Raw genomic sequence first — 26336 nt, 5'->3', positions numbered from 1 at the left:
GGTGCTGATATCTCTGAATGCTATCAAACTTCATAATCGTCTGCGCCATGTGGATGACGTCGAAGCCATGGAAATGGCTGGTTCCATCAAGGAAAACGGCCTGAATTATCCGATTATCGTTCGTTCGCTGGGTGATGGTGAATACACCATTGTAGATGGTGCACATAGATACCGGGCGCATGAACTGCTGGGCCTCGACGAAATCAAATGCGATGTCCGTAAACTGAGCAATAGCGAGGCCGAGCGGATCGAGATTGATAGCAATCTCGTTCGAGCTGAACTGACGAAAGCAGCACGCATTAAGTTCATCGGCAAGAGCGATGAGCTGTTCGCGCGGAACAACCCAGACCGACAGCAAGGCGGTGATCGGCGAAGCGAGGAATTCAAAGTGCAAAGTTTGCACTTTGAAAATCCAACAGAGCACTTGCAGTCCAAGTTAGACCTTAGTCGGCGCGCAATCTACAACGCTCGCAAGCTATACAAGCTCTTGCACCCAGATGCACTGAACCTCTTAGCGCAAGGCCCCGTCGCCGACAACGAAGTCCAAATTAGGGCGATATCCGAGCTTGCCCCCGATCAACAAAGGGCCTGCGCGCGCGCTCTTCTTGATGGCCCCTACGCGACAGTAGGTGATTGGCGCATCGCTGTTGGCGATCAAGGTGACAAGCCCAAACCGGTGGCGCCAAGCGATCAGTGGTTTACCAAACAAACCTCCGCTTGGGGGCAGGCCAAGAAAGCCTGGAAGCGTGAATTTGTACGCGAGTTTGCAAATGATCTGAGGGTCCTTCTCGCAGAGCTTGATTCAGAGGAGGCTGCCCAATGAAAGAATGGTGGTCCATTTCAGACTTGGCGGCATTGCAGCATCCAAGCTTTCCCAAAACTCTGTTTGGGTTGCGAAAATTTGCCGACGAAAGGGACTGGAACGATGACTGCAACCGCTGCCGTGAAGTCGAAGGGAACGGCGGCACCCGCCGGGAGTATTTCTATACAATACTGCCCAAGCCGGTGATTGATCACATCATCGCAAAGCACCTCGTTGAAGAAGCCGAACTGAACCAAAACGACGAACGATCCGAGCTGATTTCCGAAACCCTATGGCTGCGCTTCGGTCGATCGCCTGGTTCTTGTCAGGAAGAAGCGAAGCGCCGTCTCCTCATTGTGCAACGCGTGGCCAAGTTGCGCGAAACGCAACAGGAAGGTGTTGCGATGGCACTTGTTGAGACCAAGACGCAGACCCCTCAGCGGACACTCTATCGCTGGATGGATGCCGTGCGGGGGCTCCACAAAAACGACTGGCTCCCTGCGCTCTTACCTGACTTCAAAGGGCGAACGGCCACAGCGCCCTGTGATACCCGCGCCTTCGATTTTCTGGTGAGTGACTATTTGCGGCCATCTGAACCAAGCTTCGCCAGTTCCTATGAGCGTATGAAAGAGGCGGCTGAAGCCAATGGTTGGAGCCCGATCCCTTCCAAGCCCACTCTGAAACGTCGCATTGAGAAAGAGATCGGTCAGTCCGCGATCGTATTGGCGCGCAAGGGGCAAGCGGAAGCTGCCAAGCTTTATCCTGCCCAGACCCGCGATCGCACCGTGTTTCATGCAATGGAAGCGGTCAACGCGGATGGTCACGTCTTTGATGTGTTCGTGAAATTCGATGATGGCTCGATTGGTCGCCCCTGTCTGATCGGTTTTCAGGATGTCTATTCCGGCATGGTGCTGAGCCACCGGATTTCTCGAACTGAGAATAAGGAAACCACCCGCCTCGCTATCGCCGACATGATCGAAAGCTGGGGTATCCCGGATCATGTCTATTTCGATAACGGGCGTGCGTTCATGTCGAAATGGATCACCGGCGGCATGAAACACCGCTTTCGGTTCAAGGTGAAAGAGGAAGAACCGAAAGGTGTTCTGACCCAGCTTGGCGTCGAAGTTCACAACACCACCCCTTACCATGGACAGGCCAAACCGATTGAACGGGCATGGCGTGACATGGTGGATCGCATCAGCCGGCACCCCGAAGTAGACGGCGCATTTACGGGCAACCATATTGATGCAAAGCCCGAGAACTACCGCTCCCGTGCAATCCCAATAGATGAATTTCGCAAGTTCGTAGCGGAGCAGATCATGCGGCACAATGCTCGGGCTGATCGCAACACTCAAACCGCTAAAGGACGCAGTTTCGCCGCGGTGTTTAAAGAAAGCCTCGAACAACCCGGCGTCATTGTTCGCAAGGCTACTGCCCTGCAGCGCCAGTTCTTTCTTTTGGCGGGCGAAGGTAAGACTGCGCGGCGCGGCAATGGCGAGATCCATCTCGCCGACAATCGCTATTGGTCCGAACACCTGATTGCATATGCGGGCAAGAAGCTGATGGTGCGGTTCGACCCCGAAAACCTGCATGATGATCTGTTTGTCTACACCATGGACGGAGTGTTCATCGACCGCGCGCCATGCATTGAAGCGGTTGGGTTCAACGACGCCGAAGCGGCGCGGGAACATGCCAAGCTAAAACGCGAGTTTTTGAAGGCACAGCGCGAGGTTTTACGGCTAGGTCGCCTGCTGACACCGGCACAAGTCGCCGCAAAACTTCCGAAGGTGAACCCGGATGTTATCGAACATCCCAAGGTGGTTGGCCTGCATACCGAGACCACCGCCCACACGACCCTTTCCGACACGTCCATATCAGACGCCTTCGGGCGCGGTCTGGCCGCATCGCTGGGCGTGTCCAGCATTTTTGACCACCCGAGCAACCAGAAGCCGGACGGCTGAACCGTCCGTGATCAATACCTGAGGAGAGTTGACATGAATGCGCAAACGAAAACAGAAATCGGCGGCTGGCCCGAGCCGAAAAAGACACCGCAGATCGACGATACCGATTTGATGGACCGTTGGAAAAGTGCCACTCAGCGCGTATCCCACTATGCCGCAGAAAACGGCTGGACAAAATCCGAGGTGGCCCGCCGCGCTGATATCGCGATCGGCACTTTCTCAGGCTGGTATGATGGCACCTATAATGGCCGCTACGACACGACAACGCTGCGGGTCGAGAACTTCCTGACCTCTTATGCGGAGGCATCGAAAGCGGCCTCATCGCTTCCGGCTGACCCCGGCTTTGTTCAGACATCGGTCGCGCGCCGCTTGTTCGAGACATTTGCATACGCGCAGGCTCTGTCCACGATGTCGATCGTTACGATTGTCTCGGGTCTCGGAAAAACCATGGCCGCGCGCGCTTTCACCAGAAGCCGCCCGCATGTCATTCACGTCACCTTGAGCCCGTCCAGCCGTACTCCCAACACGATGATGGTCGCGATCGGGCGGCAGTTGGGGATCAAAACGTCAAATGCCGTGGAACTGGAAGGCTTGATCACCAAGGCCCTGTCTCGCGACGGTTTCAGCGCATTGCTGATCGTTGATGAGGCGCAGAACCTGAACGAGGCCTGCATTAACCAGTTGCGAACCTTTGGCGATCTCGCTGATTGCGGCATCGTCTTGCTGGGCAACGATGAAACAACCACGCCCTATGCCAGCCGTGATCAGCGCCATGCGTCCCCTCAGGTCATCAGTCGCGTTGGGGATCGCCTGAGCATTATGCGCTCAGATCGCGACGATGTGGGGCTTATTCTGGATGCTTGGGATATCCACGAAAAGGATATCCGCGAGGTCGCAATCAGCATCGCTTCGCGACCCGGCGCATACAGGGCTCTTACTCAAACACTGAAAGCGGCCTGCATGATCGCTCGCGGCATGGACCGGGGTTTGATGGCGGAGGATTTGCGCGCGGCGTACCAGCGCCGAGGCGGAGGTCCCGTCTGATGACCGTTTCAAGAGTCAAAATCGTTGATCTGGCAAAGAAACGTATGCCGCCGGCTTCGATAGCGCGCCTTCTGGGCTGCAATGTGGACAAGGTTTATTCGGCCATCCGCTGGGCCCGTTCCAACGGTACCGAAATTCCGCATTTCAGGACGGTTAATGCCGCTCCACCGGAACGTGCTTCGGTTTCATCAATCGTCATCAACAACCGCTTGAACTCGCTGCTTGTCCGCGAAGCCGAGCGTTCCGGCCTGTCGCCGTCCGAAGTGGCTCAGAAGCTTCTTGAAACCGCGCTGCTGAAAACAGCCGGTCATTAAACCCCACTCAGATGAAAGGTTCAGCAATGAACAAGCCTGCAAACGAACTCCGCCCTGACCCCGAATTCCTGATCAATAGCAAGGGTCATCAGGTGCCGTATCACCTGGTCAAACCAAGCGACCGGCAGATCGATGAGACGGTGCGCGAGATCCACCGCTACGCCGTTGAGCTGATGAGCCAGATTGCCCGGTTCCGCAGTCATACCTATGACGATCTGGGGGCGCTGATGGAGCTGCTGTCAGAGCAGTATGGTACCCAGATGCGCGGCATGAAGGATGGGGGGCGCGGCAACGTCAGCTTCAAATCCTATGACGGTCTGATCAAGGTTGAAATCAGCGTTCAGGATTACGTCGAATATGGCCCCGAATTGCAGATCGCAAAGAAGCTGGTCGACCAGTATATCCACGAGGTCAGCGAAGGGGTGCCCGACGAGGTGCGCGCGCTGTTGAACCATGCCTTTGAGGTCGACAAGCAAGGCAAGGTGAACCGCGACGCGCTTTACACCCTGCGCCGCCTTGAGATTGATCACCCGACCTGGAAGCGCGCCATGGAAGCCGTGAAGGACAGCCAGCGCGTGGAAAGCACCCGCGAGTTTGTCCGCATCTCGACCCGGCCCGACACACAGTCTGGCTTCCGGGCGATGCAGATCAACTTGGCCAATGCCGAGGAGGCCAAAGATGCCGACTGACCGGTTCACCGAACTCGAAATGTTCACCCTTGCCGGCCGGGCGATGGGCAAGATCGACAAGTATGGGCGTCGCGGCGCTGAGCGCTGCACCTACGATGAGATCGAGGCCATGGCCGTGCTGTTGGCTTGCCTCGGCCTGCGCCCCCTGGAGCCGGGTGAAACGCTGCCTGAGATGGCCTTTGAGACGCCTCTGGCATCCGTGCCGCACATGGGGGTGATCTCATGAGCAAAACCAAGCACGATCCTGCCGCCATCCTGAAATGCGCCGACGATCTGGAACGGCTGGCAGATGCGCTGCCCGCCATTGATCACAGTGCGTGGGAGCGCTCGAAGCAAAAGCGCAGCGACGCGATTTCGGCGTTGATCAATCACCTAAACAACCATCCACAATGGCCAGCCTCTGCCGCCGACGACTGGCGCGGCGCGCGGATATCCATGTTTGGCATCCGTTCCACCTGCACCGCAGGGTTTGAGGGTGCTTGCCGGAACTGGATCGCACAGGCGCGGCGCAAGATGAAAGCCCACGAGGCGAAGTCCGCCGAGACGGTTTTTGTCTATTGTGGTCGCAATGGCGTGATCAGCTATTCCGACAATCCGCAGGAACAGGGGCTCGTGCGCTTGGCCGCGGGGAAGCCTGATGAGGTGAAGCCCATCGTTGAGGTGCTGGCGCGTCATGCCTATGACGGCAAAACGCTGTTGGTGCCGGGCATCCCCGAGGCCACGACCGAACACGAGGCGCACGCCGCCGCGCGGAAGTTCATCGAGCGCATCGATGAACGGAGGGCTGCAAAGTGAGCCACCTCAAGGCCATCCACGCGAAACGCCGTCAGGTCCATTCCCTGAAAGAGGATGAGGCCTGGCGCGATTTTGTCGAGAAACACACGGGTCAGCGGTCCACCCGTAACCTGACCTCAAAGCAGGCGCGGGCGCTGCTGGCCGCATTGGATGACATGAGTGGGGGCAAATCGGTGCGCAAGCATACGTTGTCCGGACCTTATGCCAAGAAGATACAGGCGCTTTGGATCGCCTGCTGGAACTTCGGCCTTATCGACACCCGCGACGACAAGGCGCTGAACCAATTCGCAGTCAAACAGGCCAGCGTCAGCCATGCGAACTGGATACGCGATCATGAAGATGCGGTTGCGGTCATTGAGGCGTTGAAAAAGATGCTGGAGCGCCGGGGGGTTAACTGGTCAAACGGTCGCCTGGACCCTGACTACAGCCGCCAGCCTGGCTTCAAGATCGCGATTGCCCAGTGGCAGTATGCGGGCGGGCCCAGCCGTTTCAGCAGCCAGACCTTTCCAGCGTTCGTTCGGTCGGTGACCGGCGCGGCCACTCTCGCAGATGTGACCCGCAGTGGGTGGATCAACGTGATGAATGCGCTTGGTGATATCATTCGAGCCTTGCAATCAGAAGGTGTTTCATGATGTGGCACCCTATCTCGATTGATTTCTATCAGTGTGAGCCGTTGGCATGAGCTATTCGTGGCTTCCCCCATTGCTAAGCGAGATCGCAGACGTGGCCGGTGTAAACGCCGCGCTTGCGATTGCGGATGCGCGCGGGGGGCGTCGTGTGACTATTCCAGCTCGGATCAAACCGGATCATTGGCTGGTGCAGGCGGTTGGTCTGGAAGCCGCCGAAAAGATCAGTGCGCATTACCGGGCCGGCTATGGCGGGACCACGGGTGCCGTCCTTGATCTGCCGCTTGGGCCTTCATCATCGATCAACCAAATCCGCAGGAAGGTTGACCAGATGATCCTTGATGGCGTATCCGCAGATAAGATCGCTCAGATCGCGCGGGTTCACCGGACCACCGTGTTCCGCCGCAAGGCCATGCTGGAAGGCAGGTCCGAGGATGATGGCGATCCCCTCCGTCCTGATGATGGTCAGCTTGATCTATTTGGCTAAGGGGTAGCGCGCGCTACCAAATCCCCTGCAGCTCAGAGCGAATAGTTTGCCTTCGACCCAAATGGTCGGAGGCTTTTTCGTGAAATCTGTAAGAGACATTGCCCAAGAGATCGTTGGCCGCGAAGGCGGCTTTGTTAACGATCCTGACGATCCGGGTGGTGCCACCAAATTTGGCGTCACCATCCACACGATGCGGCGTTTGGGCTTGGACCTGGACCGCGACGGCGATGTGGACGTTCAGGATGTTCGCAAGCTGTCCCGAAATCAGGCTGTCGATATCTTCGTTCAGCATTACTTCACCAAGCCTCGCATCAATCTGCTGCCCGAGCCCTTGCAGGCCTCGGTTTTCGATATGCACGTGAATGCCGGGGCCAACGCTGTAAAAATCCTGCAGCGACTGTTGCGTCAGTTCGGGCATCCGTTGGCGGTAGATGGTGCTCTTGGGCCAGTGACCGCGAAAGCCGCTCAACTCGCCTACGACAAGGCCGGGCTCTTTCTGGTGGATGCCTATGGGATCGCCCGGCGCAACTACTATTTCCGGCTGGCAGATCGCCGCGCCGCATCCCGCAAATATGCGCGCACGCGCGCAGGTGGCAAAGGCGGCTGGATCAAGCGCGCCGAGGAATTCATGCGGCCTGAGTTCCGCATGAGAGACCGCGAATTCGAGGAAAGGGTTTCACGATGGGCTTGATAGACGGTGTGATGGGCCTTCTGTTTGGCGGTGGGCGGAATGTGATCAAGGATACTGCCGAAGTGTTCCGGGAGAATACTGAGGCTGGGGCGCAGCGTTCGTCCGAATATGATCAGGCCACGTTGGCTCAGTTCGCCGCCGAATTCGCAGCGGCAAAAACGACCCGGTTTGACAGTCTGGTTGATGGCGTCAATCGCATCCCGCGTCCGCTGATGGCGCTGTCGGTTATCTTCCTGTTTGCATCGGCGATGACTGATCCGGTTTGGTTTGCCGCCCGGATGCAAGGGCTTGCGCTGGTGCCAGAGCCGCTTTGGTGGCTGATGGGCGTCGTCGTCTCGTTCTATTTTGGGGCGCGACATCAGATGAAAACCCAGCAGTTCCAGAGGTCGATTGCGGAGACGCTTTCGCGCGCGCCGGTGGTTGTCGAGAACATCGCAGCCCTGCGGGGTTTGAATGCCACCAGTCCGGGCATCGCAGATACTGGCACGGACTCGGAACTTGCGCAGGATGTCACCACCCATGACGAAAACTTGGCCGTCGAGGCCTGGAAGAGAAGTGAGGCGGGCAAGTGACCGAAGCCGAACTGCAAGCTCTGCTGCCCGGCGTCAACCGGAAGGATGTTGCCGCCATCATTCACGCGCTGATCCGAGATCAGCTTGAAGCTGCGGGGATCAAAGACCCCAATCTGACGCAGATCGGGGCCGTCGCTGCTGTGGTCTTTGGCGACATCTGCGGTTTCGCCGTTGCACTGGATCAGCGCGCCCTTGTGCCGCAATTGAACCAAATCGCGGAACTGTCAGCAAATGGCGCAATCGTCGATGTCGCCAAAGCAACCTGTGAGGGTCAGGGATGAGCGACCGGTTTCTCGAATTCAGCGAAGCTCGCGTAGATCAGGAGCGCGATCACTTCGTCAACATGGCCACAACCGCTGTATCCGGCTCCGGGGCAGCGGAATGCGAGGACTGCGGTGAACTGATTTCAGAGGCGCGCCGAGCGGCGGCACCGTTTGCGAAGCGCTGTCTGGAATGCCAGACCGCATCAGAGCGGGAGGCACGTCAGTATGCACGATAGACTAGGTTTCCGCGCGGCCCGCGCCATTTGGCGGTTTACGCTCCATGATGAGGTTCGGTTGCTTGAGTTGTTTTCGGCGTTGAACCTGTTGGCTTGGGCCGAACTCTTGCTGATCATGCCCGGCATTCTGGATCACAACGCCTATCGTGGGTTTGTCGGATCGGAGGCTTTCACCTGGGCGTATTTCTTCGGCGCTGCCGGAGTGTTCCAGTTCGCCGCCATGCTCTGGCCTCGCACCTACGCGTTGGAGTTTCGGTTTATCGCAATGGCCTTGGCCTCTGGGTGCTGGACCGTCATCGCATGGAACTTCTGGGGCGCTAACCTGCCAACCACAGCCAATCTCAACTACAGCCTGCTCGCGGGCGTCTGCGCAATTTCAGGAGCCTATCTCGCATGGAAAAGTACCTCTTACCAATCCTAGAGGACGGCGGCCCGATCGGCGCGGTGGTGGTGGTTTCGGTTCTGATTATCGGGTTCGTGTTGCGTTACAAAGGTTGGCTGGCCGGGGACCGGAGCAAGATCGTGTCCTCGGGCCAGCTCGCGGAGCTGGCCGAGAAGGTCGACGCGCTTGGCTCGCGGGTCGGGGATGTCGAGAAAGACGTACGCAATCTGCCGACACTCAAGGAGATACACGGGCTTGAGCTGGCTCATCAGCGGACGCTCGGACGCATCGCAGTGCTGGAGAGCAACACACAGGCCACAAAGGCCGGGGTCGTCAGAATAGAGGATTTCCTGATCACTCTATCGAAAGGGAAACGCTGAGATGAAACAAAGCGAAATCTGGCAGCACGTCAAAAGCGGTGGTTTGTATCGCGTTGTCGGAGATTGCCTGATCGAGGCGGACCTAACACCCGCGACCATTTACGAAAGCCTGTGGGACGGTCAGCGCTGGGTGCGCCCGACCTCCGAGTTCCACGATGGTGGGTTCAGAAATCTGGCTGTCGATGAAATCACCGATTGCCGTCCCCAAGAAGAACGCGAAGAAGACGCCAATCAACAGGAAACGAGCATATGAGCCTCAAATTTGAAGGGTACGAAGATCACCTGAATGCCGATGTTCGGCTGATCATCCTGCGCGCGCTGTCCGAAGAACCGGACGGGCGTTTGAACTCCACAATGATCATGAAGCTGCTGGAGAGCTTCGCGATCAACCGGACGCGGGAATATGTGCATACGCAATTGCGCTGGATGGAAACACAGGCACAGGCGGTTCACATCACACCCGCTGGCAGCATCTTGGTTGCGGAGATAACTCAACAGGGTGAAGACCATCTCAGCCGAAAGGTGTTGATTGATGGGATCAATCGTCCCTCGCGCCGGAAGGCCTGATCATGAGCGCGCGCCGCAAAGGCCGGGGCCGTCTTTCCTCGATCGACATGCTGCCATCTGAGGCGGATGGCATTGTCGCCTGGGCGTTTCAGGAACTGAAAGATCGCGACCGCCTGCAGAAGGACATCCACGCCGAGTTCAATGAACAGCTTGCCGAACTGGGTCTGGGCCCCATTTCGCTGTCGGCGTTCAATCGGCATTCGATCCGGCTGGCCTCGATGGCGCGCCGACATGAAGAGGTACGCGCGATCACCTCGGCGCTGACCGAACGGCTTGATCCCGGTGAAACCGACGATCTGACCATCATGGCGGCCGAGACCATCAAGACGCTGATCTTCGAGATGATGGAAGATGGCGGCGCGCAGCTTGGCCCGAAAGGTGCGATGGAACTGGCTCGTGCGCTGCAATCGGCTGTCAGCTCGCAAAAGCTGTCACTGGACCGCAAGCGCCAGTTGCAGGCGCAGTTTGAAACGCAGGTCGATGATGCCATCGAGAAGGTGCAGAGCGAGAAGGGTCTGACCAAAGAGCAGGCCAAGTTCTTCCGCGATGAGGTTCTGGGGGTGAAGTCGTGAATGCGCTTGCCGCCGATCCCACCACCCAAGCTGGTAAACCGGTTCTCGATCGAGATCCAAATGTCCTGCCGGATGGGCTGACCCGAGGCGCGGAAGTTCCTGACGATCTGGACCCATTGGCCGATGGCATTCTGATGCGCCACCAGCAGGAATGGCTTGCTGACAAAAGCGACCTGAAGCTTGCCGAGAAAGGGCGACGGACCGGGATCACGTTTGCCGAGGCGCTGGATGATACGATCATCGCCGCCAGTTCCCGATCAGCGGGCGGCGACAACGTGTTCTATATCGGGGACACGAAAGACAAGGGCCGCGAGTTCATCGGCTATGTCGCCCACTTCGCCAAGATCGTCTCAAAGGAACTGGCTGAGATCGAAGAATTCCTGTTCGAGGACGAACAGGCGGACGGATCGACCAAACACATCTCGGCTTTCCGCATCAAGTTCGCCAGCGGCTACCGGGTCGAAGCGCTGTCCAGCAATCCGGCGAACATTCGCGGCCTTCAGGGTGTTGTCGTCATCGATGAGGCCGCGTTCCACCGCGACGTGCGCGCGGTCATCGATGCCGTGAACGCCCTGCTGATCTGGGGCGGTAAGGTCCGGGTGATTTCGACCCATAATGGGGTGCTGAACCCGTTCAACGAATTGATCCTGGAAGCGCGTGCCGGAAAGAACCCGTTTTCCATCCATCACATACCATTCGGCACCGCGGTTAAGAACGGCCTCTACAAACGGGTATGCCTGATCAAGGGCTGGGAGTGGACGCAGGAAAAGCAGGACGATTGGGAAACCAACATCGTGCGCGGTTCCTATGGTGTGCGCACCGCCGCCATGCGGCAGGAGCTGGACGCGATCCCGGCCGAGGCCGAGGGCGCGGCGCTGACCCGCGTTCAGATCGAGGCCTGTATGCAGGATGGCATCCCCTTCGAGCGGTTCACCTGCGACGATGATTTCAAGAATGCGCCTGGCGCATTCCGCACGGCCGAGGCTTTGGACTGGTGTCGAAAGCATCTCGAAAAGGTTTTGAAATCCCTTGATCCGAACAAACAGCACGTCATGGGCGAAGACTTTGCTCGATCGGGTGACGCCACCGATATCGTGATCAAGGAAATCGGCAATGACCTGGTACGCCGGACCAAGCTGATTGCCGAACTCCGCAACGTGCCGTTCGATCAGCAGCGCGAGATCCTGTTCTACATTCTCGACCGCCTGCCGAAATTCGTCAAAGGCGCGATGGACCGCACCGGGAACGGGGCCTATCTGGCCGAGGTCGCAACGCAGCGCTATGGCGAGAAGATCGTCGAGGTGTCGTTTAGTCAGGAATGGTACCGGCAGGAAATGCCGCCTTACATCGCCGCGTTTGGCGACGGCACCGTCATCCTGCCGCGCCATGCCGATGTTCTTCAGGACCATCAGGCGTTGCAGTTTGTCGATGGTGTGATCCGGGTTCCGCAAAGCTTCCGCTTCAAGGGGTCGGACGGTTTCAACCGCCACGGCGATACGGCGGTGGCCGGGGCGCTGGCTTACTTCGCCAGCCGCCAGCCTGTCAGCACTTACGAATATGCGTCCGTCAAGTCGCTGGATGGTGATGGCGACGATGACGGCTGGGATGATGAATTCGGCCAGTCGGATGAGGGCAGTTTTCGCAGATCAGGGGGGCTTTGGTGATGCAGTCGTTCATTCTCAAGCTCAAGCTTTTGCTTTGTCGCCATGATTGGGAGCCCTGCTCTGGTTCTTTCAAGCGCTACCAGTGTTGTCGCTGTGGGCGAGATCGTACGCCAGCTTTTTAGGAGGGGATTTGATGATTGGAAGATTTCTTTGCCGAATCGGATTTCACCGTTGGGGGAAACCATACACTGCTGCCGGTTGCGATCAGTTCTTTGGCATGGGGCATCACGCGCAAGACTGTCGTCGCCGTGAATGCAACCACACTTTTCGACACTGGCCATCATAAAGGATCGCAAAGCCATGGCTAAAGCACCCACCCGCACGTCCACGATCCTTGATGAGCATGGCAAGCCATTCAAGGTGTCTACCCTGACCGAAGAACAGGCCGCGCCCACCGCGACCGGCGTTCGGTCGCCCTGGGCGGACACGGTCTCGAAAGGGCTGGATCCCGTCAAACTGGCCCACCTTCTGAAAGCCGCCAACGAGGGGGACAATCGCGACTTCCTCACTCTGGCCGAAGAGATGGAAGAACGGGACGCCCATTATGCGTCTGTTCTGGGGCAACGTAAGCGCGCGGTCTCGGGGATCGAACCGATTGTCACGCCTGTCAGCAAGGACAAGCAGGACCAGGACATCGCCGATGCGGTTGAGGAACTGGTGAACGCGCCCGACTTTGCCGACATGGTGGATGATCTTCTGGATGGTATCGCCAAAGGCCATTCGTCTGTTGAGATCATGTGGGATTTCAGCCCCGATCGGTGGGAGCCGGGCGAGTATGTTCATCGCGATCCGCGCCACTTCCAGTTCGACAAGAAGACCGGGCGGCAGATGCGCATCCGTGACGACAGCACCTCCGATGGTCTGGAGATGAACCCCTATGGCTGGATCATCCATCGCCCCAAGCTGAAATCCGGCCTCACCGTGCGTGGTGGTCTGGCGCGCGTGGTGGCGTGGTGCTTTATGCTCAAGACGTTCACCTTGCAGGATTGGGCCGCATTCCTTGAGGTGTTCGGGATGCCCCTGCGCCTGGGCAAATACGATGACACCGCAAGCGCCGGGGAAAAACGCATCCTGTTGCGGGCGGTGCGGGATCTGGGGTCGGACGCCGCCGCCATCATTCCGAAGGGTATGGAGATCGATTTCATCGAAGCCAAAGGCGGTCAGGGCAACGCAGTGTTCGGCGCGATGACCGACTATCTGGACAAACAGATTTCCAAGGCGGTGATCGGCCAGACCATGACCACCGATGAGGGGTCATCCAAATCCCAATCGGAAACCCATGACGAGGTGCGGGGCGACATCAAGAAGGCCGATGCCCGCCAGCTCACCACCACCATCAACCGGGATTTGATCGCACCCTTTGTCGGGTTCAATTGGGGTTGGGACGTAAAAGCCCCGTGGGTCAGCCTTCCCGTTGAGGACGCCGAGGACATCGAGGTCCTAACAAGCGCCTTGAGCAAGGTTGTCCCCTTGGGCGTTCGCGTGGCTTCGGCAGATGTCAACAAACTGCTCGGGTTCCGGGTGCCTGATCCTGACGAGGCGGTTCTTCAGCTCGCGCCGGCCACCACTCCGACAGACCCATCGACCACTGAACGCGCCCACCGGCTACCCCATGCTTGCCCATCCTGCGGCGAACGTCACCTTGCCTCGGCCGAGACGGAAGAGGACCCCTTGGTGTCCGAGGCGCTGGAACACTGGGAAGCCGATGTAGGCCCCACCGTTGCCACCATCATGGCCGCCGCCAAAGCAGCGGACAATTACGATGACTTCCTGACCGGTCTCAGCCAGATCGCGCCGGACATGGCCACAATGGCCGACCGGGTTGCGATCCAGACCATGAAGGCGCGCGGCGACGGCGAAACCGATGGCTGACGCGGTTTTCAAAGAGGCCCCGGAAGAGGTCAGGCGGTACTTTGATGCCAAGGGCAGCCAGCCGAGCTGGGATTGGCGCGACGTCGCCCCGCATGAACACGCAACCGCGTTCACCGTGGCCAAATCGGCAGGATTCGACATCCTCGAAGATGTGCGTACGGCCACCCGCGACGCCATTGTGAACTTTCGGTCTTATGGCGAATTCATTGACGAGCTCGAACCGATCCTGCGCAAGAAGGGCTGGTGGGGCCGTCAGGTTGTTGATGGGCCCGATGGCAAGCAACTCGTCCAGTTGGGATCGTTGCGCCGCCTGCGGACGATCTATTGGGCCAATGTGAGCACCGCGCGCGCCGCAGGTGAATGGGAACGCATCCAGCGCACCAAGCGCGGCCTGCCGTTCTTGATCTATGAATTGTCCCGCGCCGAGAAACGGCGTCCGGAGCATCAGCAATGGGTGGGCATCATCCTGCCCGTTGATGACCCGTTCTGGCAGACGCATTACCCACCGAATGGCTGGCTGTGCCAGTGCCGTGTTCGTCAGATCAGCCAGCGCGAAGCCGAAAGCCTTGGCTACGATCCCAGCACCGGTGGGCCGCAGGTTGTCACACGGTCCTGGACGAACAAACGGACGGGGGAACGGTTTCAGGTGCCCGAGGGCATAGACCCTGGCTGGCAGACCAATCCGGGAGCGACCCGCGCGAACAACCTGCGGCAGTTCCTGTCTGAGCGCCTGGACGTCTTGCCCGCCGGTGCCCGTGATGTGGCCGTGCAGGACCTCGTGGGGGCCAAGCCGTTTCGGGCGCTGGCGCGGGCAGAGCTGCCTTATGACGGCCCCGCCGATCGCAGCCCGGCGAACATCGAGCGGGGCCGTATGGCCTTGCCCGTGGCGATCCTGCCAGCCGGGTTTCAGAATGTGATCGGTGCCCGCACCCGCACTGTGCTGTTTTCCAATGCTGACGCACATAAGCAGGTTGGTAAGCGCGCCCAGATCGAAGCTACGGATTATGCTCAGGTTCAATGGATGATCGAGAACGGTCAGCTCTATGAGGATGCCACCAGCGCCAGCACCTTCGTTGTGCAGGCGCTGATCGACGGCAAGCCCTGGGCGGCAATCCTGCGACTGACGCGGGATCAGCGCGAGATCTACCTCAAGAGCTTCCGCCGCATCCGGTCGGAGCAGTTCGGGGAAACCGGGCGTCATCTGTCGATGGATTGAATGTTGATGGGCGTGGTGCTATATTCTGATCGAGGCCGAGCCATACAGAGCCGGGTATATCCCGCGAAGGATGTTGTGACCTTCCGGCCTCGAATCTCCCCACAAAACGCCAAACGCGCTCAGCGGCCCGCTGAGTCGCGTAGCCTTCAAAAATGCCCCACCATACCCGAAACCCCTCTCCGGGCTTTCAAACGCTTTCAAAACGCTTTCAAAATCGAAGCTGACAGCCTATGAGTGGTGACATCCCCCCAAGTCTGCCATAGCGGTCTAAATTCGCTGCGAGTGGTAGCGCGCGCTACCAATGTGAGGCGATCCCGCATGGGGCATTCCATGTCCCATGAAAACGAACCGCACATCCCCTGAATTCGCCTCGCATCTTGCCAGTCGCGCCGATGACGATGCGCAATTTCTGGAGCGCGCCCTTGCGTTCGAACTGACCGAGGATGCCGGCGCATCCGTCGCGCCGGACTGGGTGCAGATTTTCCCGGCTGGACCCGAGCTGGCAACGGTGGATGGCCGGTCATTCAAGATGTCCGACCCCGACGCCTTCGTTGCATCGCAGGATGTGTCCAGCGCGAAGCCCATTCTTGTCGATTTCGATCACCTGTCGAGCTTCATGGTCGAAGAGAATGGCGACCAGACCGCCGCAGGGTGGATCGAGGAACTGGAAGTGCGTGATGGCGAGGTCTGGGCGCGTGTCGCCTGGACCGTTCGGGCGGCGGAACAGATTGCCGGTCGCGAATGGCGGTTCGTCAGTCCTGAATTCCGGGTGAACAAGAAAACCAAAGAGATTGCGGCGCTTGATGCGCTTGCTCTGGTCAATCGCCCTGCCTTCCAGATGAAAGCCCTCGCACGGGCTCAAACCCGCACAACCGGAGATACCCCAATGCTGAAAGCCATCGCCGCTGCCCTCGGCCTGTCTGAAGACGCCACGGAAGAACAAATCCTGACCGCCATCCAGAAAAAGGATGAGGAATTGGAAACCGCCAAGGCGTCGAAAACCCCCTCAACAAATGACTTCATGCCGCGCGCGGATTACGACCGTGTTCTGGCGCGTGCAGAAGAGGCCGAGGGCGAACTGGAAACGGCAAAGACCGCCGCCCGTAAAGACGAGATCGATACCATGATCGCGTCTGCTGTGACGGCTGGGAAGATCGCGCCGGCCTCCAAGGCTCATTACGTGGCGCTGGCCTCGTCCAGCGACGCCGGGTTCGATGAGGTCAAGAAGTTGACCGAAACCCTGCCGAAGATCACTGACCCGTCTGCGCTTGACGACGCCGAGACCGACGCCAACGGGCTGAGCGAAGAGGACAAGGAAATGTGCTCGATGCTGGGCGTCTCGGAAGAGGATTACGCCAAACAGCTTGCCCGCGACAAAGGCCGCACCTGAGCGGCCTTTCCCCACCACCCTTTCTAACCACGAGGAACTGACCGATGGCCACAACTGGCGAACGCAACACCCCATGGCGGCAGGGCATTGATTTTGCCTTTGACCTCGCTGTCGGGGTCAAGATCAACAAGGGGGCCATTGTGTGCCTCGATGCCGGTGCCGCGAAACCGGGCTTTGCAAATGCCTCGGTCACCACCGTCGGCGTCTGCATCGAAACGGCCGATCAGTCGGCTGGCGATCAAAAGGTCAAGGTCCGTCGCGGGACTTTCCAGTTCGACAACTCCGCAGGTGCTGACGAACTGACCGCCGCTGACATCGGTGCCGAGTGCTATCTGGTCGATGACGAAACCGTCGCCAAGACCAATGGCGGAAATGCGCGGTCGAAAGCTGGCGTGGTGCGCGACATCGAGGGCGGCAAGGTCTGGATCGAATTCTGATCCTGATCCGCCCTTAACCCTTTTCTCAGACGACGAAGGACAAGAGATATGCCCGTCAGAAAGCACGTAACACCGGAACAATTGAGCCGCGCCACAACCGGTTTCAAAGCGATCTATCAGAATGCGTTCGATGAGGTCGATCCGATGTGGAAGAAGATCGCCGAAGAGGTGAACTCCACCACCAAGATCGAAACATACGAATGGCTGGGACAAATCCCCGGAATGCGGGAATGGATCGGCGAACGGTTCATCCATCGCCTGGACGAAAACGCCTACACCCTGAAGAACAAGAAATTCGAAAGCACCATCGCTGTGAGCCGGGACGCGATTTCGGACAATCAGCTTGGCACCTATTCGATGGCCTTCAAGGGGTTGGGCTCGGCAGCGGCCACCCATCCTGACGAGTTGAATTTTCAGGCACTGGCGGCGGGCTTCAACAACCCCTGCTTTGATGGGCAGAACTTCTTTGACGATGATCATCCGGTGATGGTGGATGGCAAAGAGGTCTCGGTGTCCAACATGCAGGCCGGTGCTGGCCCCGCCTGGTTCCTGCTGTGCACCAACAAGTCGGTAAATCCGATCATCTATCAGAACCGCGAAGACCCGGAATTGGTCGCGCAGGATGACCCCAAGACGTCGCACCACACGTTCATGCAGGATGAATATCTGTACGGCGCGCGCTCACGCGGTGTCGCTGGCTACTCTTACTGGCAACTTGCATTCGGGTCCAAAGATACCCTGAACGCCGACAGTTTCGCCGCAGCGCGTCAGGCCATGGCATCGCTGAAAGGTGATCAGGGCCGTCCGCTGGGGATTGTGCCCAACCTGCTGGTTGTTCCGCCTGCGTTGGAAGACGACGCGGAAGAAGTCCTGAAGGTGAAACGCACCGATGGCGGCAAGGACAACAAGAACTACGGCAAAGCCGAAATCCTGATGTCACCCTGGCTGGCTGCATAACAGTCGGTCGGTTGTCAGAGCGGACCCCTTGCGCATTCGGGGTCCGCTTCATTCAACCGATCAACAGGAGAGTTGAACATGGCCCGCAAAACCACACAGACCAGCCGCCGCAAACCTGCCGCTTCGGATCAGGTCAAGGACGAGGTGAAGACACCCGCCAGCACCGACGCGGTGCCTCAGACCGAAGCGGCGGCACCGGCTGAGAATGGTACTGGCGACGCACCACAGCAGCCATCCGAGGCAACCGCAACCGATGTCAGCATCGAAGTTGATGGCAAACAGATCGCATTGGGTGATGCTGCGGTGGTCATTGGCGAAGATGACGGCAAAGGCGAGGTCTCGGTTGATGCTGAGCTGCTGATCACCGAAGGCCCATTCGTCCGCGTGTCGACCTTGCAGGACCATCCACGCCGTCGCGCCGGTATGCGCTTCACGCGCGAAGGTGTCACGCTGGATGCCTCAAAGCTGACTGAAGCCCAGCGTGATGCGATCAATGACGATCCGCTGCTGAAAGTGGCCCCGGTCGCTCGCGAAGCAGAAGACTGATCCAGAGGGGCCCCATGCTTAATCGCTCGTTCCCGTTTTTCAGTGCTTTCGGTGCCAACATATTGGCGGCGCTGACGATGCCTGAGCCGTCGCCGCCTATGCCGGACGCAAATTTCCATTCGCCGCCGTTTGGCAAGTCCAAGATGACTGTTGCCCGCGATGCGCGCCGGTCGCGGAGACGCAAAGCCAAGAAACGTGCCCGTCGCCTCGGGCACGCCTGACATACCAGCGAGAGAGGGGGTCTGATCCGGGTCGCAAGTCCGTCAGCACCCATAGACCGCCGGTTTCAAGACGGGCTGGGGTCGATCCCAGCCACCGGCGCAGGGAACCTTCGAAGGTAGGAGCCATAGCTCACCCCCAACACATCGCATGATCGAGGACTGAAATGCCTTACGCCACCCGAGACGACATCCAGCGGATTTACGGCGCTGAGTTTCTTCAGGACATCACGCCGGTTGACGTGGCCGATCCTGACGCGGCGGTTGATGAAGCCTTGTCTGATGCCTCGGGTGAAATCGACGGGTATCTGTCGACCCGCTACACTCTGCCGTTGACCGGTGAGCTCAAGGTGTTGCGTCGCCCCTGCATCGACATCGCGGTTTATATCCTCGCCAATTCCCATGCCCGCCTCACTGACACCATGGAAACCCGGTACGATCAGGCCATTTCCCTCTTAACCAAAATCAGCAAGGGCATCGTTGGCTTGGGCACGGACGAACCCAGCGCCGTTGTCGAGGGCTCGGAGATCGGCGCATCATCTGGCGCAGATTTCACCGCGCGCTCGCGCCGCTTTGGTCGGGGCCGTGGCTGATGGCCGACCTCGCCGTTGATATGCAGCTCAACAATCTGGACCGCGCGTCTCGGACCATCGAGCGCGTGACCGGCTGGGATCGGTTCGAGCTGATGGATACGATCGGGCGCTTGATCCAGTTGCAGACGCGCCGGCGCATCGAGGTTGAGAAGGAAGGGCCTGACGGCACCAAGTGGCCAGAAAACTACCAGAAATCCCCGACGCTTTACGCCACCGGCGCGCTGCATGACAGCATCGATTATCAGACCGGGCTTGGTCAGATCACGGTCGGATCGCCGCTGGTCTATGCCGCGATCCACCACTTTGGCGGTGTCATCAAGGCCAAGATTGCAAAGGCGTTGGCCTTCAGGCGAGGCAATGACACCGTGTTCGCCAAGAGCGTGACTATGCCTGCGCGCCCCTATCTGGGGATCAGTGCCGACAATGCCGAAGAGATTGAGGACGTTGTGGCCGACTTCGTAAAGGAGTTGCTGCAATGAAAATCTCAACCTTACTGACTGCGATCCAAGACGATCTGACCGCTGTCTTTCCGCGCTCCGAGGTCCGCGATATTGCGATCAGCCCCGGCCGCTTCGACGTCAGCGAAATCACCCGCCGCAGCTTCCGCCCGCCCGCGCTCCGGATCGCCTTTCTGGGTGCACCACGCACCCAGCCGAAAGCGGATGAAACCCGGCGCTTTGAGGGCGCTTTCGCTGTATTCATCGCCACCGAAGGGCGGGATCGCGCGACCGAGGGCGTGGATCTCGCGCAGGCTGTTGCTGAACGGATCGAGCTGAACCGGTTCAGCGATGGATATGGCGTTGGCCTTCCGTCCAATCTGCGCATGGATGCGCTCTATTCGGGCGCTGTCGATGACAAAGGTCTGTCGCTGCATTCCGTGTCCTGGACGCAAAGCTTGCGTCTGGGCGACAGCGCAGCGCCGGGATTGCCCCCCGATCCCGCAGCCGTAATTCCCGCTGATGTCGATCTGAACATCGATATCACCCGACTGCCCGAGGGTCTGTGATGGCCGGTATCGAAAAGATGATCGCGAACATGGCCCGGCAAATCGCCGAATTGCAACGCGCCCAGGCGAACGTGATCCGATCCGGGCGCGTGGTTTCGGTGGATGCGGGCAATCAGCGCGTCAAGGTGGACGTCGGCAACGATGGCAACCCCCTTGAAACCCCATGGATCAGATGGACCGAACGCGCCGGCGCCCGCAAGACCTGGAACCCGCCAAGCGTAGGTGAGCTGATGACCGTTCTCTCACCCGCCGGTGACATCGATGAGAAGTCGCTTGCCGTTCATGGTGGATTCACCGGCGACAATGGGGCCCCATCCGGTGACGGCGATGCGACGGTCTACACCTTTGGCGCGGTCACGATCACCACCAAGGACGATGGATCATTGATCGAGGTCGGCGGTGTGTCCGTCCATGTCAGTTCCAGCGGCATCGATATCGTCGGGGATGTCACGATCACCGGCGATGTCGAAATCAACGGTGATCTCGCGCTGAACGGCGGCCTGACCACCGTTGGCGCAACCTTCACCCACAATGGCGTCAACATTGGCGCGACCCACAGGCATTCGGGCATCGAGCCCGGACCGTCAAACACCGGCACACCAAACTGAGGAAACAGATCATGACCAGCCAAGCCAAAACCAAGACGTTCGAATACGATGTCATCAAGACTTTCTGGGACGGCCCTCACCTGAGGGAAGCTGGCGAAGAAACCGTCTGGAAAACTGAAGACGAGGCCCGGTATTACGAACCTCACATCCTGCGGAAGAAAGCGGATGACGCCAAGGCTTCGGCCACCTCGAAACCGTCCAAGACCAAGGGCTGATCGAGCATGGCAGGGATGGATCGAAACACCGGGCGCAGCATCGCGGGAAGTGCGCATATCGCGCAATCCCTCGCGGTGTTGTTCACCACGCGGATCGGCACGCGCCTTGAGCGGCGCGCGGTCGGTTCCGTGGGGCCCGAGCTTCAGGACCGTCCCGCCAATCCCGAAACCATTCTGGATTTCTTTGTGGCCATTGCCGAAGCGATCGACGCTTACGAGCCACGCGTTGAGCTGAAGGGCTTTCGCCTGGTCAAAGCCGACGAAGATGGCAACGCGGAAATCATGGTCGACATCATCGAGCGCGCATCCGGCGCGGCTCAAGCCATTGGGGTTCCCGTATGAGTTTCACGTCATCCAACCTGACCCGCATCGTGCTGCGTGAAATGGCGTTCCCTGAAACAGTCAAGCAGATCTCGTATGAGGATGTGCTGGCGCAGATGAAAGCCGATCTGCTGGCCGATTTTCCAGCGGTGGCTGACGTCATAAATCTGGAAACCGAACCGCTTGTTATCCTGCTGCAACGGCTGGCCGCAGAGAAGGTCAGGTTACTTGGCCTGCTGAATGATGAGGCGCGCAACAACACGCTGGCCCATGCCTTCGGGTCCAGTCTGGATAACTTCGCCGCCTTCTGGGGGCTGACCCGCCATGTTGTCGATCCCGGCGATGCTGACGCGATCCCGCCGGTGCCGCCGACACTTGAGGCGGACGATGTATTCCGTGATCGCATCCAGTTGGCCAGTGAAGGCCTTACTGTTGCCGGGTCTCCGGGGTCATACAAGTCCCATGGCTTTGCCGCGTCGCCGAATGTGAAGGATATCGGGATCAAACGTGGCCAGCCCGGTGAGGCCGTGATGTCCGTTCTGTCACGCACCGGCAACGGTACTGCCAGTGCCGAGTTGCTGAATGTGGTCAGGCCTTATGTCCTGGAGCGTATCCCGCTTTGCACCGATCTGATTGCAGTATCGACGGCGGTCACAGAATACACGATCGCCGCTGAGCTGACATTCCTTCCCGCCTACAATCAGCCCGAGGTTCTGGCGCAAGCCTCAGCCGCTGCGCAAGCCTATGCAGATGGTCAGCACAAAGACGGCTATGATGTGACCCTTGCCGGCATCTACCACGCCCTGTTTCAGCCGGGCGTGCAGAACATCAATCTGACATCGCCCGCCGCAGACATCGTGTGCGCCACGGGTCAGGCAGCATTCTGCACCGACGTTCAGATCACGGTCGGGGGCGAAGATGTCTGACGCTGTGCTTCTGCCGGCCAATGCCACGCCGCTTGAGCGGGCCATTGAGCGAGTGATTGCCAAGCACTTCGATGTTCCGATGTTGGTTGGCACGATGTGGAACCCGGACACATGCCCCGCCGAGGTGCTGACCTATCTGGCATGGGCGTTTTCTGTGGACCACTGGGACCCCGAGTGGCCGGAACACATACGCCGCGATGTAATCCGCAACGCCGTCGAAATCCACCGCTGGAAAGGCACTCTGCGCGCCCTGAAGCACGCTTTGAAAACCATCGGCTACGGCGATGCCCTCGTGACCGAGGCAAAGGAGCTGATGACGATCGGCGGGCCGAAGCCACTGGGTGACACTTGGCGTCTTGGTGTGACCGGTGTGCATTGGGCGGATTACTGGATCGAGGTGACGCAGCCAATCACCCTGCGAGCGGCGGTGCAGATTGCGACGATCGCATCAACTGTGGTGCCCGTCAGGTGCCGCCTGCGCTCAATCACGGTGCGCGGCGTTCAATTCACCATTGGCGATGGGCAATGGAAACTCGGGCGCGATGTCGCGCTCGGGGCAACTTACTTCTGGGAGGCGCTGGATGCCTGATTTTGATCCAAATAACAAAACCTATCTGGCGGACGATGGCTCTAGCTGGGTGCCGCAGGTGTTCAAGCTTGAGGACGGATATCTGCCGACCGGTGGCGACATCAATGACGCGACCGGCGGCGGCACGATGAACCGTCAAGCTCAAGCGCTTGCGGACCGGACTGCCTACCTCAAAGGTGAAGTTGATACCCTGAAAGCACCGGGTTTCTACGCCAAACCCGCCGATATCACAGCCGCGATCGACGCCCTGATCGGCGGTGCGCCTGGCGCATTGGATACCCTGAACGAAATCGCGGCGGCGCTGGACGACAAAGGCGACTTCTCCGCGTGGGTCATTGATGAGCTGCGCAAGGCGTCACCCATCGGTGAGGTCAAAATCTGGACCGACGATGCTGCGCCTTACGGCTCACTGGAAGGTGATCGAGGCACATACCTGCGCGCCGATTATCCGTTGCTGTGGACCTATATCCAGACCTCGGCGATGTACGACCCAACCGGCGCAACTGTCTATATGTTCGGTCCCGGTGATGGGTCGACCAGCTTTGACATGCCTGAAACGCGCGGTGAGTTCCTGCGTTTCTGGGATCATGGGCGGGGTGTCGATGCCGGGCGCTTGCTCGGCTCGTGGCAGGATCATGCGGTCGAATACCATACCCACTTGCTGCCCACGAGTACGGGGTCTGGAGCCTCCATGCCCGGCGTTAACGATAGCGGCTGGAGTAGCGGTGCAAACACTAGCCCCGGTTTCGACAGCCCGGCAATCACCTACGACGAAGGTGGTTCGAATGGCGGCCAAACCGAGGGCAATTTCGCCGGTGAAACGCGCCCGTGCAGCGTTGCTTACATGGCCGTGTTCCGAGCGTACTAAAGGGGATCATCATGAAGATTTACGACTACGACAAAGACGGCGTGTTTCTCGGCGAACGGGACGCCCGGCGCGATCCGCGCAACCCTGACCGCTGGGTCATTCCGGGCAATGCCACGACTGATCCGGTGCCCGATCCCGAAGAGGGCAAATGGCCGAAACGCGAGAATGATGCTTGGGTGATGGTCGAAGATCACCGGGGCGAGACCTACTGGCTTGCTGACCGCTCCGAGCATGTGGTCGAGGGGCTGGGGCCGTTGCCCGACAATGCCCTGACCGTGATGCCCCCGCTGACGCTTGACGAACGCAAGGCGGCGGCGATTGCCGAGGCTCGACAGATCGCAATCGACATCCGCAAAACCGTCGCTGAAAACGCCCCGATCGAGCGCGCGATATCATGGGTCAACAAGGTGCCCTATGCGCTGATCTGGAAAGCGCACGAGGACGGCGGCGACGCCAATGGCCCGCTGGCAGCAATCGCCGCCGAGGCACAGGCGGGTTTCCAGATCGAGGCGACTGTCAAGAACACCACCGCCACCGCTCTGCGGGATCGAACCATCGCCAAGAACTCGATGTTCTTCCGCGCCACCCAATTGATCGAAGGCATGGAAGGATTGGCGGAGACCTTGATCCCGGCGGCTGAGGATGAAAGCAAGCTCGATGAGGCTATCGCGCATCTGCAAACGCTTCAGGCGCAGGCCATGGAGCAGTTGAGAGGTATTCAGGAGGCGGCAAACTGATGTGTCGCCCGGCCTTCACGGATTTGACGCCGGCGCAACAAGGCAACTTCGGCAATGGCATCGGCCCCTATTGGCTGCCCACCAAAGCCCGTCGATGGATCACGAAGACCGCCAGTTGGTTCTTTCGCAGCGCAAGCTGGCGGCATCATGATTTCGGCTATGCCGTTGGGGGCGATCGCTGGGACCGCGCCCGCTGCGATTGGAAATTCCTGCGGGCCATGCTGCGCGATGCGGTGACACAGGATACCGCCGCTGGCGCGCCTGGTATCCTGTGGCTGATTGCTGCGCCGCCCGCCATCCTCCTAAGCCTGATCTTCTACATCGCCGTTCGCATCGGCGGGCAGTTCGGCAGTTTCGTCTATCGGGACTGCTACGCCTCATTGGATGAGGTGCTTGCAACATATCGCTGAATTGACCTGATCAGCGGATAATCGTTGCGACAAGCTGCCCGGTCGGTGTATCCGGGCAGTACCTTCCCAAAACTCCAGAGTCTCAAGGTGGTAGCAGGCGCTACCACTGCTGGTTGCGCGCGCGCGTGCGAGAACCACTCCCAACGAACGAGATCATCTCGGCAGATGGAGTGATTACATGGCAGTTACCTTTCACAAAGGCATCGGGACAATCGAAAACCTGAAAGGTGGTCGCCCGGTGCAACTCGCCCAGGCGTCGGCTCTGGGTTTCGCTTTTACGGCCCCGGACGCTGATGACGCTAAGTTCCCGCTTAATCAGCCGTTGGCGATGGTCGGGGGCGCTGATCTTCTGGAAGATATGGGAGATACCGGAACGGGTCCTGACATCATCCGGCAAATCGTGGCTGAGGGCGTTGGCATGACTGCTGTTGGTGTCCGCGTCGCCGAAGGCGTAGACGCAGACGCGACCATGGCCAACATCGTCGGTTCGGCTGCCAACAAGTCCGGCATTTATGCACTGGATGCCGCACAATCAGAACTGGGCCTGACGCCTCGCCTGTACCTTGCGCCCGGGTTCACGTCACAACGTCCTGGTAACGCACGCAATCCGGCGGTTTCAGCGATGCTGGCGCTGGCGACAAAACGGCGTGGGGTTGTCTTGGCCGATGGCCCGAACACCACCAAAGAAGACGCCGTGACCTATGCTCAGGATTGGGGGTCGCATCGCATTTATATGACTGATCCGGCAGTAAAGGTGTATCGTAACGGTGCCAACGTGGTGAAGCCTGCAAGCGCGACCATCGCAGGTGTTATTCTGCGAGTTGATCGCGATTTCGGGGTGCATCATTCCCCGTCCAACCATGAGATCATAGGTATCACCGGAACTGCGCGCGGGATCGACTATGCTGATGGCGACGCCAACACTGAGGCCGATTTCCTGACGCGCCAGAAGATTGGCACAATCATTCGCGACGGTGGGTTCCGCGTCTGGGGCAATGAAACCCTCTACACCGAGCCGCTGAACAAGTTTCTGCCGGTTGTGCGTGTCCATGACATCATCATGGACAGCGTTGCACGTGCGCACCGCTGGGCGCGCGACAAGCCGTTCTCGCTGCAACTGATCACCGACATCGCCGAAACCGTGAATGGTTTCCTGCGTCAGATGAAAGCGCGCGGCTGGACCCTTGGCTACGATGTCTGGATCGACCCCGCACTGAACACGCGCGAGACCTGGCTGAACGGTGACCTGTTCGTGTCTTACGACAGCGAAGCGCCGGCACCGCTGCAACGCCTGATCTTCCAGTTCAACCGCAACACCAACTACTACGCCGAACTCGCCCGCGAAGCGATCAGCGCAGTCGAGAAACTGGCCTAAGGCCGGT

Annotated in this window: 38 protein-coding genes; all 38 read left to right on the top strand. The window is 59.2% G+C overall.

From position 1 onward, the window contains the following. Position 1 precedes the first annotated feature (1 nt). The 38 genes from ACR1XV_RS05735 (at position 2) to ACR1XV_RS05550 (ending at position 26329) form a co-directional block, all read left to right on the top strand. A complete protein-coding gene (locus tag ACR1XV_RS05735; protein WP_480529434.1) occupies positions 2–823 on the top strand; it encodes a ParB/RepB/Spo0J family partition protein in 822 nt (273 codons plus the stop codon). Beyond that, positions 820–2763: a transposase domain-containing protein gene (locus tag ACR1XV_RS05730; RefSeq protein WP_480529433.1), complete on the top strand. Its 1944-nt coding sequence runs from the start codon at positions 820–822 to the stop codon at positions 2761–2763. Before ACR1XV_RS05735 ends, ACR1XV_RS05730 begins: the two co-directional genes overlap by 4 nt. 33 nt (positions 2764–2796) lie before the next feature. Then, entirely contained in the window at positions 2797–3807 is a 1011-nt protein-coding gene (locus tag ACR1XV_RS05725; RefSeq protein WP_480529432.1) for an AAA family ATPase, read from the top strand. Continuing rightward, complete coding sequence (locus ACR1XV_RS05720) at positions 3807–4121, top strand: helix-turn-helix domain-containing protein (protein WP_480529431.1); 315 nt, start codon at positions 3807–3809, stop codon at positions 4119–4121. Before ACR1XV_RS05725 ends, ACR1XV_RS05720 begins: the two co-directional genes overlap by 1 nt. A gap of 26 nt (positions 4122–4147) precedes the next feature. Then, complete coding sequence (locus ACR1XV_RS05715; protein ID WP_480529430.1) at positions 4148–4810, top strand: DUF3164 family protein; 663 nt, start codon at positions 4148–4150, stop codon at positions 4808–4810. Then, entirely contained in the window at positions 4800–5036 is a 237-nt protein-coding gene (locus ACR1XV_RS05710; RefSeq protein ID WP_480529429.1) for a hypothetical protein, read from the top strand. Before ACR1XV_RS05715 ends, ACR1XV_RS05710 begins: the two co-directional genes overlap by 11 nt. Next, positions 5033–5605: a hypothetical protein gene (locus tag ACR1XV_RS05705; RefSeq protein WP_480529428.1), complete on the top strand. Its 573-nt coding sequence runs from the start codon at positions 5033–5035 to the stop codon at positions 5603–5605. The genes ACR1XV_RS05710 and ACR1XV_RS05705 overlap by 4 nt, the downstream gene beginning before the upstream one ends. Further along, positions 5602–6237 carry a regulatory protein GemA gene (locus tag ACR1XV_RS05700; protein ID WP_480529427.1) on the top strand — a complete coding sequence of 212 codons (636 nt, stop codon included), beginning with the start codon at positions 5602–5604 and terminating at the stop codon, positions 6235–6237. The genes ACR1XV_RS05705 and ACR1XV_RS05700 overlap by 4 nt, the downstream gene beginning before the upstream one ends. A gap of 46 nt (positions 6238–6283) precedes the next feature. Then, entirely contained in the window at positions 6284–6718 is a 435-nt protein-coding gene (locus tag ACR1XV_RS05695; RefSeq protein ID WP_480529426.1) for a hypothetical protein, read from the top strand. 79 nt (positions 6719–6797) lie between these two features. Beyond that, positions 6798–7409 (top strand): holin-associated N-acetylmuramidase, encoded by a 612-nt coding sequence (locus ACR1XV_RS05690; protein WP_480529425.1) that lies wholly within the window; start codon positions 6798–6800, stop codon positions 7407–7409. Beyond that, positions 7400–7981, top strand: coding sequence for a holin family protein (locus ACR1XV_RS05685; protein ID WP_480529424.1), 582 nt, complete (start codon positions 7400–7402; stop codon positions 7979–7981). Before ACR1XV_RS05690 ends, ACR1XV_RS05685 begins: the two co-directional genes overlap by 10 nt. Then, positions 7978–8262 (top strand): hypothetical protein, encoded by a 285-nt coding sequence (locus ACR1XV_RS05680; RefSeq protein ID WP_480529423.1) that lies wholly within the window; start codon positions 7978–7980, stop codon positions 8260–8262. Before ACR1XV_RS05685 ends, ACR1XV_RS05680 begins: the two co-directional genes overlap by 4 nt. Continuing rightward, the gene (locus ACR1XV_RS05675) at positions 8259–8480 is read left to right on the top strand and encodes a TraR/DksA C4-type zinc finger protein (RefSeq protein ID WP_480529422.1); all 222 of its coding nucleotides are present in this window, start codon (positions 8259–8261) and stop codon (positions 8478–8480) included. The genes ACR1XV_RS05680 and ACR1XV_RS05675 overlap by 4 nt, the downstream gene beginning before the upstream one ends. Then, on the top strand, positions 8470–8901 hold the full coding sequence (locus ACR1XV_RS05670) for a hypothetical protein (RefSeq protein WP_480529421.1): 432 nt from the start codon (positions 8470–8472) through the stop codon (positions 8899–8901). Before ACR1XV_RS05675 ends, ACR1XV_RS05670 begins: the two co-directional genes overlap by 11 nt. Continuing rightward, on the top strand, positions 8874–9242 hold the full coding sequence (locus ACR1XV_RS05665; RefSeq protein ID WP_480529420.1) for a hypothetical protein: 369 nt from the start codon (positions 8874–8876) through the stop codon (positions 9240–9242). The genes ACR1XV_RS05670 and ACR1XV_RS05665 overlap by 28 nt, the downstream gene beginning before the upstream one ends. Before the next feature lies 1 nt (position 9243). After that, a complete protein-coding gene (locus tag ACR1XV_RS05660; protein ID WP_480529419.1) occupies positions 9244–9495 on the top strand; it encodes a hypothetical protein in 252 nt (83 codons plus the stop codon). Continuing rightward, positions 9492–9809: a VpaChn25_0724 family phage protein gene (locus ACR1XV_RS05655; protein ID WP_480529418.1), complete on the top strand. Its 318-nt coding sequence runs from the start codon at positions 9492–9494 to the stop codon at positions 9807–9809. Before ACR1XV_RS05660 ends, ACR1XV_RS05655 begins: the two co-directional genes overlap by 4 nt. A gap of 2 nt (positions 9810–9811) precedes the next feature. Then, a complete protein-coding gene (locus tag ACR1XV_RS05650; RefSeq protein WP_480529417.1) occupies positions 9812–10381 on the top strand; it encodes a DUF3486 family protein in 570 nt (189 codons plus the stop codon). Then, positions 10378–12045 carry a hypothetical protein gene (locus tag ACR1XV_RS05645; protein WP_480529416.1) on the top strand — a complete coding sequence of 556 codons (1668 nt, stop codon included), beginning with the start codon at positions 10378–10380 and terminating at the stop codon, positions 12043–12045. The genes ACR1XV_RS05650 and ACR1XV_RS05645 overlap by 4 nt, the downstream gene beginning before the upstream one ends. A 137-nt stretch (positions 12046–12182) precedes the next feature. Continuing rightward, positions 12183–12353 (top strand): hypothetical protein, encoded by a 171-nt coding sequence (locus ACR1XV_RS05640; protein WP_480529415.1) that lies wholly within the window; start codon positions 12183–12185, stop codon positions 12351–12353. After that, positions 12346–13917 carry a DUF935 domain-containing protein gene (locus tag ACR1XV_RS05635; RefSeq protein ID WP_480529414.1) on the top strand — a complete coding sequence of 524 codons (1572 nt, stop codon included), beginning with the start codon at positions 12346–12348 and terminating at the stop codon, positions 13915–13917. Before ACR1XV_RS05640 ends, ACR1XV_RS05635 begins: the two co-directional genes overlap by 8 nt. Then, positions 13910–15133 carry a phage head morphogenesis protein gene (locus ACR1XV_RS05630; protein WP_480529413.1) on the top strand — a complete coding sequence of 408 codons (1224 nt, stop codon included), beginning with the start codon at positions 13910–13912 and terminating at the stop codon, positions 15131–15133. The genes ACR1XV_RS05635 and ACR1XV_RS05630 overlap by 8 nt, the downstream gene beginning before the upstream one ends. Before the next feature lie 337 nt (positions 15134–15470). Further along, positions 15471–16523, top strand: coding sequence for a phage protease (locus tag ACR1XV_RS05625; protein ID WP_480529412.1), 1053 nt, complete (start codon positions 15471–15473; stop codon positions 16521–16523). 44 nt (positions 16524–16567) lie between these two features. Further along, positions 16568–16960, top strand: coding sequence for a hypothetical protein (locus ACR1XV_RS05620; protein WP_480529411.1), 393 nt, complete (start codon positions 16568–16570; stop codon positions 16958–16960). Positions 16961–17008: 48 nt separating this feature from the next. Then, positions 17009–17917 carry a Mu-like prophage major head subunit gpT family protein gene (locus ACR1XV_RS05615; RefSeq protein ID WP_480529410.1) on the top strand — a complete coding sequence of 303 codons (909 nt, stop codon included), beginning with the start codon at positions 17009–17011 and terminating at the stop codon, positions 17915–17917. A 78-nt stretch (positions 17918–17995) separates the two neighbouring features. Next, positions 17996–18463 carry a hypothetical protein gene (locus tag ACR1XV_RS05610; RefSeq protein WP_480529409.1) on the top strand — a complete coding sequence of 156 codons (468 nt, stop codon included), beginning with the start codon at positions 17996–17998 and terminating at the stop codon, positions 18461–18463. A 385-nt stretch (positions 18464–18848) separates the two neighbouring features. Then, entirely contained in the window at positions 18849–19274 is a 426-nt protein-coding gene (locus ACR1XV_RS05605; RefSeq protein WP_480529408.1) for a gp436 family protein, read from the top strand. Further along, entirely contained in the window at positions 19274–19753 is a 480-nt protein-coding gene (locus ACR1XV_RS05600; RefSeq protein ID WP_480529407.1) for a phage virion morphogenesis protein, read from the top strand. Before ACR1XV_RS05605 ends, ACR1XV_RS05600 begins: the two co-directional genes overlap by 1 nt. Continuing rightward, entirely contained in the window at positions 19750–20280 is a 531-nt protein-coding gene (locus tag ACR1XV_RS05595) for a hypothetical protein (protein ID WP_480529406.1), read from the top strand. Before ACR1XV_RS05600 ends, ACR1XV_RS05595 begins: the two co-directional genes overlap by 4 nt. Next, positions 20280–20888 carry a phage baseplate assembly protein V gene (locus tag ACR1XV_RS05590; RefSeq protein WP_480529405.1) on the top strand — a complete coding sequence of 203 codons (609 nt, stop codon included), beginning with the start codon at positions 20280–20282 and terminating at the stop codon, positions 20886–20888. Before ACR1XV_RS05595 ends, ACR1XV_RS05590 begins: the two co-directional genes overlap by 1 nt. Before the next feature lie 11 nt (positions 20889–20899). Continuing rightward, positions 20900–21103 carry a hypothetical protein gene (locus ACR1XV_RS05585; RefSeq protein WP_480529404.1) on the top strand — a complete coding sequence of 68 codons (204 nt, stop codon included), beginning with the start codon at positions 20900–20902 and terminating at the stop codon, positions 21101–21103. A 6-nt stretch (positions 21104–21109) separates the two neighbouring features. Then, positions 21110–21445: a GPW/gp25 family protein gene (locus tag ACR1XV_RS05580; protein ID WP_480529403.1), complete on the top strand. Its 336-nt coding sequence runs from the start codon at positions 21110–21112 to the stop codon at positions 21443–21445. Next, positions 21442–22350, top strand: a complete 909-nt coding sequence (locus ACR1XV_RS05575; RefSeq protein WP_480529402.1) for a baseplate assembly protein — start codon at positions 21442–21444, stop codon at positions 22348–22350. Before ACR1XV_RS05580 ends, ACR1XV_RS05575 begins: the two co-directional genes overlap by 4 nt. Further along, on the top strand, positions 22343–22939 hold the full coding sequence (locus ACR1XV_RS05570; RefSeq protein ID WP_480529401.1) for a phage tail protein I: 597 nt from the start codon (positions 22343–22345) through the stop codon (positions 22937–22939). Before ACR1XV_RS05575 ends, ACR1XV_RS05570 begins: the two co-directional genes overlap by 8 nt. Next, a complete protein-coding gene (locus ACR1XV_RS05565) occupies positions 22932–23807 on the top strand; it encodes a phage tail protein (RefSeq protein ID WP_480529400.1) in 876 nt (291 codons plus the stop codon). Before ACR1XV_RS05570 ends, ACR1XV_RS05565 begins: the two co-directional genes overlap by 8 nt. 11 nt (positions 23808–23818) lie before the next feature. Further along, complete coding sequence (locus ACR1XV_RS05560; RefSeq protein ID WP_480529399.1) at positions 23819–24544, top strand: hypothetical protein; 726 nt, start codon at positions 23819–23821, stop codon at positions 24542–24544. Further along, positions 24544–24954 (top strand): hypothetical protein, encoded by a 411-nt coding sequence (locus ACR1XV_RS05555; protein WP_480529398.1) that lies wholly within the window; start codon positions 24544–24546, stop codon positions 24952–24954. The genes ACR1XV_RS05560 and ACR1XV_RS05555 overlap by 1 nt, the downstream gene beginning before the upstream one ends. Positions 24955–25132: 178 nt before the next feature. Then, entirely contained in the window at positions 25133–26329 is a 1197-nt protein-coding gene (locus tag ACR1XV_RS05550; RefSeq protein WP_480529397.1) for a phage tail sheath C-terminal domain-containing protein, read from the top strand. Positions 26330–26336 lie beyond the last annotated feature (7 nt).

Source organism: Ruegeria sp. AD2(2025) (assembly GCF_056542385.1).
Note: the sequence above shows the minus strand (reverse complement) of the source record. Positions and strands in the feature narration are given on the sequence as shown.